This is a genomic window from Nocardiopsis oceanisediminis (genome assembly GCF_048595525.1).
Taxonomy (GTDB): Bacteria; Actinomycetota; Actinomycetes; order Streptosporangiales; family Streptosporangiaceae; genus Nocardiopsis_A; species Nocardiopsis_A oceanisediminis.
In genome coordinates this window covers 1,714,941-1,730,001 of the sequence record NZ_JAFMZJ010000001.1, presented here as the reverse complement: position 1 = coordinate 1,730,001, position 15,061 = coordinate 1,714,941, and the positions used below count along the sequence as shown (strand labels likewise).

The following is a 15,061-nucleotide window of genomic DNA, read 5'->3' as shown; positions in this document are numbered from 1 at the left end:
GACCCCCGGCCCCGAACGAGTCCGGGGGACCGGTCCCTGTCCGACGGGGTCTTCCGCCGAGCGGCCCTGCGCCGCCGGGCGGACCCCCCTGAATCACTACGGTCTGCCTGTGCACGATAAGCCGCGCCGACAGAGGCGAGAACGGCGGAGGAGGAAGTCCTCCGCCTTCATCAAGATCCTGGTGGCACTGACGCTCGTCTGCGGTGCCCTGGTCGCCGTGGGCGTCTACGTGATCCGCTCGATCGGACCGGTGGACATCGACCCGCCGGTCGCGGCGGGCTGCTCGGTCTCCGGCGAGGGGCGCGACGACGTCCTCGAACCCGAGCAGGCCGCCAGCGCCGCGACCGTGTCCGGTGTCGCGTTCGCCCGGGACCTGCCGGAGGAGGCGGTGGTCATCGCCTTCGCCACCGTCTGGCAGGAGACCAAGTTCTTCAACATCGAATACGGCGACCTCGACTCGGTCGGCCTGTTCCAGCAGCGCCCCTCGCAGGAGTGGGGCGAGCCGGAGCAGATCATGGACCCGGTCTATGCCAGCGGGAAGTTCTACGAGCACCTGGAGGAGGTGGACGGCTACGCCGAGATGCCGGTGTACGAGGCCGCCCAGACCGTGCAGCGGAGCGCCGACGGGTTCGCCTACGACCAGCACGAGAAGCGCTCCCGGGAGATGGCCGCGGCGTTCACCGGCTCCTCGGCGGGCGCGCTGACCTGCTGGCCGTCCCGGCCGGCCGGCGGTGCGGAGTCCCCCTCCCCCTCGGCCCGGCCGGCGGCCGAGCCGGACGACGTCCAGGCCGCCCTGGAGGAGATGGAGCGGGTCTTCGGCGCCTCGCCGGCGGCCGTCCCCGCCTCCGGCGAGCAGCCGCGCACCGGCGACCTGGGCTGGGCGATGGCGCTGTGGGCGGTGGCCCACTCCGAGGAGTACGGGCTGAGCTCGGTCACCTACCAGGACCAGCGGTGGACCGCGCAGAACGGCCAGGAGGGGTGGGGCACCGTCCCGGACGCCGCCCCCGACGGCGAGGTGGTGCTGGGCTGACCCGGGCCCCGGCCCGGGTGGAGAAGAGCGCACGGGGCCCGTGCCGCCCCTTCCGCGGCACGGGCCCCGTCCGGCGTCCGGGGCGCGGCGGCGCCGCGCCCCGGACGGGGGTCAGCCGAGCACCTCGACCAGGCGGTCGGCGACCACGGGCACGCTGTAGTAGTCCAGGCGGAACGCCGCGGGGCCCAGGGTGAAGGCGCGGTCCTCCTCGAAGGCGGGCGTCTTCTCCAGGTTCGGCGCCATGTCGGCGTAGTCCCCGACCTTCTCGCCGCCGGTGTTGACGAAGAGCAGGCTCGCCTCGCCGAACGCGGAGGCCTTCTCCAGGGAGACCTCGACGGTGTCCGCGCGCCCCTCGGTGGGGACCGCATCGTCCTCGGAGAACTCGTGCTGGACGAGCCCCAGGTCGGCGAAGAAGCGGCCCTGCGCCGACTCCGGCGTGAACACGTAGAACTTCTCCGGGGTGCCGGTCATCGCGGCGATCTCGCCGGCGCCCTCCAGCTCGCCGGCGGCCTCCTCGGTGAGGTCGGTGTACTCCTGGGCGATCTCCTCGGCCCGGTCCTCGGCGCCGAACGCCCCGGCCATCTCCTCGGTGAGCTCCAGCCAGGGGGTGTCGGACTCGCCGTAGACCACGGTGGGGGCGATCTCGGAGAGCTTCTCGTAGGCGGACTCGTCCACCGCGTCCGCGCCGAACCCGTTGCCGACGATGACGTCCGGCTTCGCCGCCGCGACGGCCTCCAGGTCGGGCTCGGGGCCGGGGAGCGGCTCCACGCCCTGCTCGTCGGCGGTCTCCGCCCACTGCGAGAAGAAGCCCTTGTCGTCGGTGAGCGCGGAGGGGCTGGTGGTGCCGGCGGCGACCACCGGAACGTCCAGGCTGAGCAGGACCGGGGTGGAGGTGACGCTGACCGCCACCACGCGCTCCGGGTCCGCGGGGACCTCGCTCTCACCGTAGATGTGCTCGACGGTGCGGGTCTCGCCCTCTGCGGCGGGGGCCTCCGCCGAACCGGACGAGCAGCCGGCGGCGAGCAGCGCGAGCGCCGCGGCCGAGACGGCCAGGGGGATGATAGGCGAGGCGAACTTTTCTTGCTTCATTGCAAGCATTTTTAGGTATGCCTATCCTCATGTCAATGTCCGAGACTGTGAACGCACCCACGCCGATGACCGTCCCGCCCAAGTTCAAGCCCGCGGTGGTCTTCCCCCGCGGCACCGCTCCGGTGGTCCGGGCCGCCGAGCGGGCCGCCGCCCGCGGCCCCGGCGCCGTCGAGGGTTTCTGGCGCGCGGCGGAGCGCACCGGCACCCCGGTGGTCGAGGAGACCGGCACCCCCGGCGAGCGCACCGCCACCTTCCTCTGGCGGGGCGGGGACGGGCTCTCCGATGTGATCCTTGTCGCAGACCGCAGCGCCGACGCCCGCTCCTTCGAGCGGAACCGGATGGAGCGCGTCCCCGGGAGCGACATCTGGCACCTCACCTACCGGATGCGCTCCGACTGGCGCTGCTCGTACGCGGTGGCGCCGGTCCCGGCCGACGGGAGCCCGCCGCCGCCCGGCCCCGCGAACGAGATGTCCCGCGTCCGCCGGGCCCGCGCGCTCTCCGCCGCCGATCCGGCCGACGCGCCCGCCATCGCCCGCTGGTTCGACGCCCTGGCGCACGCCCGCCCCGACCCGCTGGCCCGCGAGCGGCTGGACGGCGCCTGGTCGGTGGCCTCGCTGCCGGACGCCCCCGCCGAGCTCTGGCGCACCGCCCCCGGCCGCGCCCCGCAGGGCAGGGTGGACGGGCGCGAGCTGGCGAGCAAGGCGCTCGGCAACACCCGAACCGTCCGGGTGTACACGCCCGCGGCGGAGCCGCCGGAGGGCGGATGGCCGGTCGCGGTGCTGCTGGACGGCGAGGAGTGGTGGTCGCTGCCGCTGGCCCCGCTGCTGGACCGGCTCATCGCCGCGGGGGCCCTGCCGCCGATGCTGGTCGCGATGGTGCCCTCGCTCGGCTTCGCCACCCGGACCCGCGAGCTGGCCTGCCACGACCCGTTCGTGGAATTCCTCACCGGGTCGGTGCTGCCGCTGCTCCGCGCCGAGCACGGCGGCTGCGCCGACCCGCGCCGCACCCTGGTCGCCGGGCAGAGCCTGGGCGGGCTCACCGCGCTCTACACCGCGCACCGCGCCCCGGAGCACGTCGGCCGGGCGCTCTCCCAGTCCGGCTCCTACTGGTGGCCCAACCCGGGCGGCACCGGCGGCGACACCGAGCGGATGGCCCGGCTGCTCGCCGAGGCGCCCTCCCTGCCCGACCGGATCCACCTCAGCGTCGGCCTGAACGAGCCGATCCTGGTCGGCCCCAACCGCAGGCTCCGCGACGTGCTCCGCGAGCGCGGCGCGGACCTGCACTACACCGAGTTCAACGGCGGCCACGACCGGGCCTGCTGGCGCGCCGGGCTGCCGGACGCCCTGGCCGCCCTCACCGGGGACTGGCCCGCCGCCCGCCGCTGACCCCGAAACCGGCCCCGCCGCGGTCCCGGCGCTCCCGGCCCGCCCGGGTGCGCCGCCGGGCCCGGGGCGCCATGATCGTTCCGGGGCGGGAGGGAGCCCCCGCCGCCGCCCCGCCCCGTCCGCCGAGAGACCAGGAGGAGCGCCATCCCTGACCCCGATCCCGAGAGCACGGCCCCGGGAGAGCCGGACCGCCGGCCGTCGGCACGCGACGCCGGGGAGGCCCTGCTGCGCGTGGCCCACCGGCTGGAGTCCCTGCTGGGCGAGCTGGCCGCCGAGCACGGCCTGACCGCGCTGGAGGCGCGCGCCCTGCGCGTGCTGCTGGACGGCCCCTCGCAGGGCGGCCTCGCCCTCCAGCTGGGCCGCGCCCCCTCCGGGGTGTCCGTTCTCACCCGCAGGCTGGAGGAGCGCGGCCTGGTCGCCCGGGTCTCCTCCCGGAGCGACAAGCGGGTGCGGACGGCCCGCCCCACCGAGCAGGGGCTGCGGGTGGTCCGCGCGATCGGCGCCGGCCTGGCCGGGCGCTCCCCGCTGTCCACCCGGCTCACCGGCGACGACATCGCCGCCCTGTACCGGCTGCTGGACGCTCTCGACCGCGACCCGCCCGACTGACCTCCGCAGCGGGCGGGGCCGCCCGACGCCTCGGGCCGCCCGGAGGCGGCGGGAGTCCCGGCCGGCACCGGGACCGGGCCGGCGGTCCCGCGGAGCGGACCGGAGGCGCGGCCGACCGGGCCGCGCGGCGGAGCGCCCGATGCCCTCCGCGGTCCATCGCGGTCCGCAGCGGAGGGGACCGCCGCCCTGCGGCGGCGGCCGGACGCCTTCGCCCCGGACCACCGGTCCGGTCTCCGCGCCGCCCGGCCCGGCCCCGCCGGCCGCCTCCGGGCGCCCGGAGGCGGCCGGGCCCCTGGGCGGAGGCGCGGCCGATCGGTCGGCGCAGCGCCCGACGCGCTCCGCTCCGGTGCCGGGAACGCCGCGGCCCGCCGCGCCGGACCGGGGGGGCGGTCGGCGGGCGGGCCGCGGGCGGGTCAGGAGGCGGGCAGCGCGTCCAGGCGCTTGACCGCGGCGGCCACCGCGTCGTCGGTGGCGGTGAAGGCGACCCGGACGTGCCGGGAGCCGCGCGGGCCGTAGAAGTCGCCGGGGGCGGCCAGGACGCCGTGCTCGGCGAGGAGCCCCACGGCGCTCCACGCGTCGTGACCCGGGTGCGAGGCCCACAGGTACAGGCCGGCCTCGGAGTGGTCGACGGTCCACCCGGCCCGCTCCAGCGCGGCGCGCAGCGGGCCGCGGCGGGCCGCGTAGCGGGCCTTCTGCTCCTCGGCGTGCGCGTCGTCGTCGAGCGCGGCGGCCATCGCCGCCTGGATCGGGGCCGGAACGATCATCCCGGCGTGCTTGCGCACCGCGAGCAGCTCGCCGACCAGTTCGGGGTCGCCGGCCACGAAGGCCGCCCGGTAGCCGGCCAGGTTCGACCGCTTGGACAGCGAGTGCACCGCGAGCAGGCCCTCGTGCGACCCGCCGGAGACCTCCGGGTCCAGGATCGACACCGGGGGCTCGCCCTCCCAGCCCAGGTCCAGGTAGCACTCGTCGGAGGCGACGACCGTGCCGCGCTCGCGCGCCCACTCCACGACCTTGCGCAGGTGGTCGCGGCCGAGCACCCGGCCGGTCGGGTTGGCCGGGGAGTTGACCCAGATCAGCCCGGGCCGCGCGGGGCCGATCGCGGTCAGCGAGTCGGCGGGCAGCGGCGCGGCGCCGGCCAGCCGGGCGCCCGCGTCGTAGGTGGGGTAGGCCAGCTCGGGGTGGACGACGGTGTCGCCCTCGCCCAGCCCGAGCAGGGTCGGCAGCCAGGCCACCAGCTCCTTGGAGCCGATGGTGGGCAGCACGTGGGCGGGGTCGATCCGCACCCCGTGCCTGCGCTCCAGCCACCCGGCGATGGAGGCGCGCAGCCGGGGGGTGCCGTGGGTGAGCGGGTACCCGGGGGCGTCGGCGGCCCCGGCCAGCGCCGCGCGGATGCTCTCCGCGACCGGATCGACGGGCGTGCCGACGGACAGGTCGGCGATGCCCTCCGGATGCGCCGCCGCGATCCGCTTGTACTCGGCCAGGCGGTCCCACGGAAAGACCGGAAGCCGGTCCGCCAAGCGCCGTCGTTCACCCATCGGTTCAATCCCACCGTTCCCGTCCGCCCCCTGCGGACGCTCTCAAACCGCACCGGCCCGGCCGGCCCGTGCTCCGATCACCGCCGGCGCGCACCGGCGGCCGCCCCGCCGCCCCTCCCGGGCGCGGGCGCGGCCGCCGGGCGCGGCACGCTCTACCCCTCGGCCTGCGGGGGCAGCTTCACGATCAGCGGGTGGTCGGTGTCGTACTTGCCGACCTTGGAGGCACCGCCGGGAGAGCCGATCTCGTCGAAGAACTCGACGTTGGCCTTGTAGTACTCGGACCACTGCTCCGGCAGGTCGTCCTCGTAGTAGATCGCCTCCACAGGGCACACCGGCTCGCAGGCGCCGCAGTCGACGCACTCGTCCGGGTGGATGTAGAGCATGCGCTCGCCCTCGTAGATGCAGTCGACGGGGCACTCTTCGATGCAGGCCTTGTCGAGCACATCGACGCACGGCTGCGCGATGACGTAGGTCACGTCGTTACTCCTCTTCGGTCTTCGCCACGTTGACCGCGTGCAACTGTGTTCGCTGTCGTAGCCTGGGCGACGCCGGGGACCCGGCACGCGGACTCGCCGGGCTCTCGTCAGACGATTCGCAGCTTCCAGTATTGCGCTCGCAGCGCTTTTCCACGCAATCGGGGGTGGACCGAGTGGCCCAAACCGCCAGATTCTTCAACGAAGTGACCCCCGATGACCTGGGGCGCCGTGCCACGCTGCGGCTACGGCTGCCCGACGGCCGCTTCCGGGATATCGTCGGTGTACTCGAATGGTGGCGCGGCGGCGCGATCGGGGTGCGCAGGCGCAACGGGGAACTGGTCGAGGTCGCCGCGGCGGACGTGGTCGCCGGCCGGCTGGTGCCGCAGCACCCGCCGGAGCGCCGTCGGCCCGGCGGCGCCTGAGCGCTCCGCCGGCAGGCCCGCGCCGCCACCGAGAACCGCAGACGACCAGGCCGCCCGGCGGCGTGAAACGCCCGGCCCGGCCGGCACGGGGAGGTGTCGAACCCACGCCATGCAGGAGACCGTCGCGTCCGCCCTCGCCCAGCTCGCCCGGCTGGACCCCCGGGCGGCCCGCCTGGCCGAGAACGCCCTGGCCTCCATCACCGGGGGCAGCAGCCTGCAGGACCTGACCCAGCGCGCCGTCCAGGAGTTCTGCTGGTACGTGCTGCCGGTCCGGTTCGGCGGCGAGACCGGGGAGCGGATGCTCACCGCCCGGTCCCTGGGCCGCCTCTTCTCCCTTCTGGACCTGGACCGCTACGCCGCGATCTGCTCGTCGGCCACCACCCGCGCGGTACTGGACGCCCACTCCGGCGGGTACGACGGCGGCCTGGCCGCCTACCACCGGGCGATGCGCGCCTCCGGGGTGGAGCCCCCGGACCTGCCCGAGCTGACCTGGGGCGCCTCACTGGGCAGCGCCGAGATCGAGGCGAGCCGGGCGGTCTCGGCCGCGCTGGAGCTGGCGATCGCCGCGGGCGACGTGCGGCCGGGCACCCGCGGCTGGAGACCGGAGCAGGAGCGCTTCACCCACGCGTTCCTGACCCAGCCCGACCCCCAGGGCCGCAGCCGCCTGGACCGGATCCGCGAGGAGCGCGCCCGGGGCTGGCTGGGCTCCCCCTCGCACCCGCACCGCCAGCGGCTCTGGCCGCTGCTCGGCCGGCTGATCGGCGGCGCCGAGGTGCCGCAGGACGCCGCGGAGGCCCTCGCCCCGGTGCGCCGCCTGCTCGACTTCGCCGACGAGGGCATCGGGCTCACCCAGATCGGCTACATCTCCCCCAGCGTGGTGCGCGAGCTGTGCGCCGAGTTCGGCTGGGACACCTCGCCCTCGCCGCCGCGCAGCGAGACCGACGCCATGCAGCTGATCGTGTTGAACAAGCTGCTGCGCGGGATGCGCGCGGTGCGCCGCTCCGGCCGCCGCCTGGTGCTCACCCGCCGCGGCCGGCACCTGCGCTCCGACGACCGCGCGCTGTGGCGGGCGGTCGCCGAGAACCTGCTGGACGCCGAGGGCTTCACCCAGGCCTCCGCGGAGACCCTGCTCGGGCTGCTCCTGCTGCGCACGCCGCGCGCCACCGGCAGCCACGCGCGCGCCGAGGCCGTCGGCATCGGCGCGGAGGCGCGCAAGGTGCTGGCCGACGCCGGCTGGGGCGACGGCGGCGGGCCGCCCGAGGCGGGCCGGTTCCAGTCCGCGCTGCTCCACCTCACCTGGCTGATGGAGACGCTGGGCTTCGCCCGCAGCGGGGACCTGGTGGCCGAGGAGGGCTGCCCGGACCTCTCCCGCTCCGGGCAGGCCTTCGCGCTGACCGCGCTGCACCTCTCCGCGACCGCGCCGCCGGCCTCGCTCTGAGCCCCCGCTCTCCCGGCGGCCGCGGCGGCCCTTCGGGCGCTCCGCCCGGGGAGGGGGTCCGCGCCGCCCGGCGGGGCCGCGGCGCGCCCCGGTGAGCGGGGGCCTCCGGATGGCCGTAGCCTTGTGGTCACCGGCCAGGGCGCGACCCCCGACGCCCTTCGACGCCGCGCAGGAGACACGTCCCGGCGCCGTCCGCCGCACACGACGCACGACCTTGAGACCCGTGGGAGAAGCATGTCCACGCCCGATCCGGCCGGCACGGATCCCGAAGAGAGCACAGGCGGCACCGCGCCCGCGGCCGCCGGCGAGCCCGCCCCGGACGCCCCGGCGGGCGGACCGGCCGGCGCACCGGAGGCGCCCTCCGGGGCGTCCGGGGCCGACCGGGACCGGGAGGAGCGGCGGGAGGAGCAGGACGCCGCCGCCGAGCGCCCGGAGGAGGGCGCGGAAGAGACCGGGGGCACCGGGGACCCGGAGCCCGCGGACGGCGGGGCCGGCGGCGACGGCGCCGACCGCGACCCGGCCGGCCCGGCGGAGGGGCCCGCCGGCGCCGTTCCCGGGGGCGGGGCGGCCGGGAAGAGCCCCTCCGGCAAGGCGGGGGCCTCCGGCTCCGCGCTGGACTTCGTGCCCAGCCCGGTCTTCCTGCTGGTACTCGCCGTCACCGGGATCGCCGGCTGGTTCAGCTGGAACCGGACCGAGCTGGAGCTCGGCTGGACCGAGGGCGGCAGCGTGTACGCGCCGTTCGTGTTCATCATCGGCGGCTGGATCGTGTCGGTGGCGGTGCACGAGTTCGCGCACGCCCTGGTCGCCTACCTCTCCGGCGACCGGGGGCTGCGCGGCAGCGGCTACCTGCGGCTCAACCCGTTCGCCTACCGCGAGCGCAGGATCACCCTCTCCGGCGAGCGCGGCGGCGGCGCCTTCACCGGCCTGGTGCTGCCGCTGCTGTTCGTGGTCATCGGCGGCCTGGGCATCACCGGCCCGGCCTCCTACACCGACCGGGAGGCGATCGGCGGCCGGGGGCGGCGGATGCTCGCCCCGCTCGCCGGGATCGTCGCCAGCCTGGTGCTGGCCGTGCTGCTCGCGGCGGCGGTGACGGTGCTGCTGCCGGTCGGCTCGGTGACCGACAACTGGTTCATCGGCGGGTTGATGTTCCTGTGCTTCCTCAACCTGACCGCCGCCCTGGTCAACCTGCTGCCCGTCCCCGGCCTGGACGGCTACGGGATCCTGGTGCCGCTGCTCGAGGCGGCGACGGCGAGCCCGCGCCGCTTCGAGGGGATGGAGCGGGCCGCCCGCGGCTTCGGCCTGTTCGGCGTCATCGCGGTCTTCGGGGTGCTCTGGCTGCCCGAGGTCCAGATGGTCTACCTGAACGAGATCACCGGGCTGTTCCAGGCGATCGGCATGCCGCAGATGGACGTCCTCTACGGGGACGTGCTGATGCGCTTCTGGGCCTCCTGACCGGCCCCCCGGCACCGGCCCCCGCGGCACCGCCGCGGGGGCCGCGCCGCGCCCGGAACCTGCTCCGGCGCGCCCCCGTGGTCAGCGCGGCCCCGAGGGCACGGTGGAGAACACCCCGAACATGACGGCGCCCATGCCGCCGTAGAGGAACACGAGCTCCACGGGGGATACGCCGAACACGCCGCTTCCGCCCAGGACCAGCAGCATCTGGGCACCGATCCATCCGGTGGCGCAGAGCAGCGGCCCCAGTGGGACATCGGTGACCCGGCCGATGCCGCGCACCGCGGCGTAGAGCGCGGCCAGCACGACCGCCAGCGAGATCAGCGCGAGCGCCTTGCCCACCGGCCCGGTCATCCAGAGCCAGGCGAGCCATCCGGCGTACACCCCGCCGAAGACGCCGGTGCCCAGCGCCGCCAGGAAGAGCATGGTGTTGGCGGCGATGGCGACGGCCAGCCGGGCGGGGCCGGCGCCGGACGGGCCGGTCGAGGTGGAGGAAGCAGACACGGGGGAAGCCTACCGATTCGTCCGCCCCGAGACGCCGGTCTCTTCCCTGCTCTCCCGGCCCGGGTCCCGCGATGGTCCCGGGAGCGGACGGGTTCAGATCACTGCTGGGAGAAGCCCGCCCCCGGGCGATGATCTTGACGTTGCGGGCCTATCAGAGCGCTCTGATAGGCCCGCAACGTCAAGATCATCGGGGGAAGGGCGGGGGAGGCGGTGTTCTTCTGCGCCCACCGCCTTTTCCCATCAGCGGGCTCAGGCGAACAGGTCGGTCTCCAGGCCGTCCGGGCCGGGGCGGGAGGCCGGTCCGCGGAGCAGGGTGAAGTGCTCGACCGCGTCGATCTCCTGGGCGATGCCGTTGGAGAGCGCGAACCGCTCGCCGTCGACGGTGACCTGGGTGGCGTGCGCGCGCAGCGCCAGGGCCTTGGCGGCCCAGTGCGCCGAGGCGTCGATCCTGGTGGTGACCTGCTCGTCCGGGGTGCCGGTGGCGATGTCGGAGATGCCGGCGGGGGCGGCGAACGGACCGGGGTCGCGCTGCAGCCGCTCGACCCGGGCGCGCAGCACCGACAGCGGGTGGGCGATCGCGTAGAGCTTCCGGGTCTGCCAGGGCTGGCCGGGCAGCGTCCGCTCCGCGGCCAGGCCGAACGCCCGGTAGGCGACCCGGTGCGCCTTGATGTGGTCCGGGTGGCCGTAGCCGCCGTTGGCGTCGTAGCTGACCATGACGTGCGGGCGGACCTCGCGCACCACATCGGCCAGCAGCAGCGCCGCCTCCTCCGGGTCCGCCTGCCAGAAGCAGGACGGGTTCTCGCTGGTGGGCGTGGCGACCATGCCGGAGTCCCGGTACCGGCCGGCGCCGCCGAGGAAGCGGTGGTCCCGCACCCCCAGCGCCAGGCAGGCCTTGTCCAGCTCGCCGATCCGGTGCTGCCCCAGGGTGTCCTCCCGGTCGGCGGCCAGGTGGGCCAGCTCGGGCGGGATCACCTCGCCCTCTTCTCCGAGAGTGCAGGTGACGAGGGTGACCTGGGCCCCCTCCGCGGCGTACTTGGCCATGGTGGCGCCGGTGACGATGCTCTCGTCGTCGGGGTGGGCGTGCACCAGCAGGAGTCTCCGGTCCGTCATGGACCCCGACGATACCGGTGCGCCCCTGCCCGGCGCCGCCCATCGCGCGATGGGCGAGAATCGCCCCATGAGCTTTCCACGGCAACAGGCCCGGACCCGGCGGTTCACGCTGGGCGCCCCCAAGGCATTCGGCATCTCCCCCGACGGTCGGCGGATCGCCTTCCTGCGGAGCAGGCACGGTACGGACGGGGCCGCCTGCCTGTGGCTGCTGGACCTGGACACCGGGCGGGAGCGGCTGATCGCCGACCCGCGGGCGATCGGCGCCGGAGAAGAGGAGGACCTGCCGCCGGAGGAGCGGGCCCGCCGGGAGCGGCTGCGCGAGTCCGGCGGCGGCATCGTCGCCTACAGCGTGGACGACGCCTTCACCCGCGCCGTGTTCACCCTGTCCGGGCGGCTGTACTACGCCGACCTGGCGGGCGACGAGCCCGGCCCGTTCCCGCTGCCCGCCACCGGCGCGGTGGTGGACCCGCGGATCTGCCCGCGGGGCGAGAACGTGGCCTACGTGTCCGGCGGGGCGCTGCGCGCGGTGTCCATCGGCTCCGGGGACGACCGGGTCCTCGCCGAGCCGGACGCCCCCGGCGTCACCTGGGGCCTGGCCGACTTCATCGCCGCCGAGGAGATGGGCCGCTACCGCGGGATGTGGTGGGCGCCGGACGGCGGCTCGCTGCTGGCCGCCCGGGTGGACGAGTCGGCGGTGGCCCGCTGGCACATCGCCGACCCGGCCTCCCCCGAGGCGGCGCCGCAGACCATCGCCTACCCGGCGGCGGGCACCCGCAACGCCGACGTGCGGCTGGCGGTGCTGCCGCTGGACGGCTCCGGCGGGCCGCAGTGGCTGGACTGGGACCGGAAGGCCCTCCCCTACCTGGTGCAGGCCGGCTGGACCACCGGCCCGGACGGCACCCCGACCGTGCTGTTCACCGCGCAGAACCGGGCCCAGTCCGAGCTCACCGTGTTCAGCGCCGACCCGGCCACCGGCCTGACCGGGCCGGTGCGCACCGAGCGCGACGACGTGTGGGTGGAGATCATGCCGGGGGTGCCCGGCTTCACCTCCGGCGGCGAGCAGGTGTGGATCGGCCGGACCGCCGGCGGGGAGCGCCGGCTGGTGATCGGCGGCCGCCCGGTCGGCCCCGGCGACCTCTACGTGCGCGGCGTCTCCGACATCGACGGCGACCGGGTGCTGTTCACCGCCTCCCGGCCGTCCCGGCCGGGGCGGGTGGAGCTGTGGCTCGCCGACGCCGGGGAGGGGTCGGCGGGCCCGGTCGAGCCGCCCGGCGGGGGCGGCGGCGGGGTCGACTCCGGCCGGCTGCGCGGCGGGACGCTGGTGGTGCAGCGGCGCGCGCTGGACGCCGAGGGGGTGCGCACCCTGGTCGTCACCGACGCGCACACCGAGACCCGGGCCAAGGCCGTCGAGATCGCCTCGCTCGCCGAGTCCCCGGAGCTGCCCGCGCCGGCGCCCCGGCTGTGGCGGGCCGGAGAGCGGTCGGTCCCCTCCGCGCTGGTGCTGCCGTCCTGGTTCGACCCGGAGGGCGAGCACGCCGGGCGGCGGCTGCCGGTGCTGGTGGACCCGTACGGCGGCCCGCACGCCCAGCGGGTGCTGGAGGCCCGGGGCGCCTACCTCACCTCGCAGTGGTTCGCCGAGCAGGGCTTCGCGGTGCTCATCGCGGACGGCCGGGGCACCCCGGGCGTCGGGGTGGAGTGGGAGCAGGCGATCCGCGGCGACCTCGCCGGCCCGGTGCTGGAGGACCAGGTCGCGGCGGTGCACGACGCGGCGGAGCGGTACGGCTTCCTGGACCTGGACCGGGTGGGCGTGCGCGGCTGGTCGTTCGGCGGGTACCTGGCGGCGCTGGCGGTGCTGCGCCGCCCGGACGTGTTCCACGCGGCGGTGGCCGGGGCGCCGGTGATCGACTGGCGGCTGTACGACACCCACTACACCGAGCGCTACCTGGGGCTGCCGGACGAGGAGCCGGAGGCCTACCGGACCAGCTCGCTGCTGGGCGACGCCGCGGGGCTGGAGCGGCCGCTGATGCTCATCCACGGGCTGGCCGACGACAACGTGGTGTTCGCGCACAGCCAGCGGCTCTCCTCGGCGCTGCTGGCCGCGGGCCGGCCGCACACCGTGCTGCCGCTCTCCGGGATCACCCATATGCCCACCGAGGAGGCGACGGCGGAGAACCTGCTCCTGCTCCAGGTGGACTTCCTCAAGTCGTCCCTGGGCGGCTTCTAGCGGCCGCCGGGGCGGGGAGGGCGGGGCGGCCCTCCCCGCCCCGACCCGTGCCCGGCGCGGCCGGACGGCCCGCCGGGCGGGGCGGCGGAGGCGGGTTCCGCTCCGCGCTGACCTGATCCGGCCATCACCTCCTCTTGACTTTCCCCTGGCGGACGATTCATCCGGTCATCGGATCGTCCGCTACCCACCGGTTCACGTCGGCGTTCCCGAACCGCCTGCAGCGGCACCCTTTTCACGTTTCAGACGGCCGGAGACGATCTTCCTTTTCGGAACATCAGCACCATCTGTTTTTCACCGGACACCATGACTTATCGTGGCGAATCGTTTGCCGAACGCGGCGAACGGGGCCGACCGCCGCTCCCGAGGCGGACCGGCCCGGGATCCCTCGTTGAATCCCCGTTCTTCAACGCGGATCCCGCCTTCAACCGAATCCCTGAGAAAGGGCGGACGAATGCAGAGATCCACCATCGCGCGCGCCGCAGGAGGCGGCGCGCTCGCCCTCGGCCTGGTCGCGGCCGGCGCGCTGGTCTACAGCAGCGCGGGCGAGCCGGCCGGCGTCTCCGCGGAGACCGTCTCCGGCTCCGAGGCGCAGCTCCCCGACGAGCTGCTGGAGGCCATGGAGCGCGACCTCGGCCTGACCGAGGCCGAGGCCGGCGAGCTCGCCGCCGCCGAGGCCGAGGCCCGGAGCACCGACTCCGAGCTCCGCTCCTCGCTGGGCGAGGGGTACGGCGGCAGCTGGTTCGACATCGAGAGCGGCACGCTGACCGTGGCCGTCACCGACGCCTCCGCGACCGAGGAGGTCAAGGCGGCCGGTGCCGAGGCCGAGGTCGTCGAGTACGGCGAGGACGACCTGCAGAAGCTGGTCGCCGACCTGAACGGCGAGGGCGCCGAGCTGTCCGACGGCATCGCCGGCTGGTACCCCGACGTCCAGCAGGACACCGTGGTCATCACCGCCCTGGAGGGCGAGGAGGCCGCGGCCGAGGAGTTCGCGTCCGCGGCCGGCGTGCCCGCCGACGCCTACACGGTGGAGACCACCTCGGAGAAGCCGCGGCTCTACGCCGACATCGTCGGCGGCGACGCGTACTCCACCGGGGGCGGCCGCTGCTCGATCGGCTTCGCCACCACCGAGGGCTTCGCCACCGCGGGCCACTGCGGCCCCGAGGGCACCCAGGTGAGCTCCCAGGACGGCTCGGGCACCGGCACCGTGACCGGCTCGGAGTTCCCCGGCGCCGACATGGCCGTGGTCCAGGCCGACGGCAACTGGACCCCGACCCCGGCCGTCAACGACTACGAGGGCGGCACCGTGACGGTGGCCGGCTCGGAGGAGGCCCCCGAGGGCAGCTCCATCTGCCGGTCCGGCTCCACCACCGGCTGGCACTGCGGCACGGTCCAGGCGAAGAACCAGTCGGTCTCCTACCCGGAGGGCACCGTCAACGGGCTGACCCAGACCGACGTCTGCGCCGAGCCCGGCGACTCCGGCGGCTCCTGGCTCAGCGGCGACCAGGCCCAGGGCGTGACCTCCGGCGGCAGCGGCAACTGCTCCTCCGGCGGCACCACGTTCTTCCAGCCGATCAACCCGATCCTGGAGACCTACGGCGCCACCCTGCTGACCGGCTGACCCGGTCCGCACCGGACCTCCGGGTCCATCCGTCAGACCGTCCCTGACGGAGCCCGGCCCCTCCCCGCGGGGGGCCGGGCGTCCCGTGTTCGTGGCCGGGGTCCTCCCCGGCCGCGGGAGCCGGCCGGCGCGCAGGTCCATCCATCCCCCCTCGCGCCGGCCGGTCATCCGG

Annotated in this window: 13 protein-coding genes; 8 read left to right on the top strand and 5 right to left on the bottom strand. The window is 75.7% G+C overall.

Translation table 11 applies throughout. The annotated features are described in order from the left end of the window. Positions 1-109 precede the first annotated feature (109 nt). Positions 110-1,030, top strand: a complete 921-nt coding sequence (locus J0910_RS07785) for a hypothetical protein (RefSeq protein ID WP_420157847.1) — start codon at positions 110-112, stop codon at positions 1,028-1,030. 111 nt (positions 1,031-1,141) lie between these two features. Here the strand turns inward: J0910_RS07785 and fepB are convergent, their stop codons facing one another. After that, complete coding sequence (gene fepB / locus J0910_RS07780) at positions 1,142-2,119, bottom strand: Fe2+-enterobactin ABC transporter substrate-binding protein (protein WP_420157846.1); 978 nt, start codon at positions 2,117-2,119, stop codon at positions 1,142-1,144. Positions 2,120-2,154: 35 nt separating this feature from the next. Here fepB and fes point away from each other — a divergent pair, with 35 nt between their 5' ends. Further along, positions 2,155-3,504 (top strand): enterochelin esterase, encoded by a 1,350-nt coding sequence (gene fes, locus J0910_RS07775; protein WP_420157845.1) that lies wholly within the window; start codon positions 2,155-2,157, stop codon positions 3,502-3,504. Between the two features lie 231 nt (positions 3,505-3,735). Next, positions 3,736-4,110 carry a MarR family winged helix-turn-helix transcriptional regulator gene (locus J0910_RS07770; protein ID WP_420157844.1) on the top strand — a complete coding sequence of 125 codons (375 nt, stop codon included), beginning with the start codon at positions 3,736-3,738 and terminating at the stop codon, positions 4,108-4,110. A gap of 413 nt (positions 4,111-4,523) precedes the next feature. Here the strand turns inward: J0910_RS07770 and dapC are convergent, their stop codons facing one another. Then, positions 4,524-5,645 carry a succinyldiaminopimelate transaminase gene (dapC, locus tag J0910_RS07765; protein ID WP_420157843.1) on the bottom strand — a complete coding sequence of 374 codons (1,122 nt, stop codon included), beginning with the start codon at positions 5,643-5,645 and terminating at the stop codon, positions 4,524-4,526. 152 nt (positions 5,646-5,797) lie between these two features. Next, positions 5,798-6,121 (bottom strand): ferredoxin, encoded by a 324-nt coding sequence (gene fdxA / locus J0910_RS07760; RefSeq protein ID WP_420157842.1) that lies wholly within the window; start codon positions 6,119-6,121, stop codon positions 5,798-5,800. Positions 6,122-6,324: 203 nt separating this feature from the next. Here fdxA and J0910_RS07755 point away from each other — a divergent pair, with 203 nt between their 5' ends. The 3 genes from J0910_RS07755 (at position 6,325) to J0910_RS07745 (ending at position 9,433) form a co-directional block, all read left to right on the top strand. Next, positions 6,325-6,543, top strand: coding sequence for a putative acetyltransferase (locus J0910_RS07755; protein WP_420157841.1), 219 nt, complete (start codon positions 6,325-6,327; stop codon positions 6,541-6,543). A gap of 109 nt (positions 6,544-6,652) precedes the next feature. After that, on the top strand, positions 6,653-7,981 hold the full coding sequence (locus tag J0910_RS07750) for a hypothetical protein (protein ID WP_420157840.1): 1,329 nt from the start codon (positions 6,653-6,655) through the stop codon (positions 7,979-7,981). Between the two features lie 234 nt (positions 7,982-8,215). Further along, complete coding sequence (locus J0910_RS07745) at positions 8,216-9,433, top strand: site-2 protease family protein (protein WP_420157839.1); 1,218 nt, start codon at positions 8,216-8,218, stop codon at positions 9,431-9,433. 81 nt (positions 9,434-9,514) lie between these two features. On the opposite strand, the gene J0910_RS07740 is transcribed toward J0910_RS07745, so the two are convergent. Together J0910_RS07740 and mshB are read right to left on the bottom strand one after the other, a co-directional pair. Continuing rightward, on the bottom strand, positions 9,515-9,937 hold the full coding sequence (locus J0910_RS07740; protein WP_420157838.1) for a hypothetical protein: 423 nt from the start codon (positions 9,935-9,937) through the stop codon (positions 9,515-9,517). 249 nt (positions 9,938-10,186) lie between these two features. Next, the gene (gene mshB / locus J0910_RS07735; RefSeq protein ID WP_420157837.1) at positions 10,187-11,047 is read right to left on the bottom strand and encodes an N-acetyl-1-D-myo-inositol-2-amino-2-deoxy-alpha-D-glucopyranoside deacetylase; all 861 of its coding nucleotides are present in this window, start codon (positions 11,045-11,047) and stop codon (positions 10,187-10,189) included. Positions 11,048-11,114: 67 nt separating this feature from the next. On the opposite strand from mshB, the gene J0910_RS07730 reads away from it, so the two are divergent. Both J0910_RS07730 and J0910_RS07725 read left to right on the top strand, forming a co-directional pair. After that, positions 11,115-13,271 carry a S9 family peptidase gene (locus J0910_RS07730; protein WP_420157836.1) on the top strand — a complete coding sequence of 719 codons (2,157 nt, stop codon included), beginning with the start codon at positions 11,115-11,117 and terminating at the stop codon, positions 13,269-13,271. A gap of 451 nt (positions 13,272-13,722) precedes the next feature. Then, positions 13,723-14,889 carry a S1 family peptidase gene (locus J0910_RS07725; RefSeq protein WP_420157835.1) on the top strand — a complete coding sequence of 389 codons (1,167 nt, stop codon included), beginning with the start codon at positions 13,723-13,725 and terminating at the stop codon, positions 14,887-14,889. Positions 14,890-15,061 lie beyond the last annotated feature (172 nt).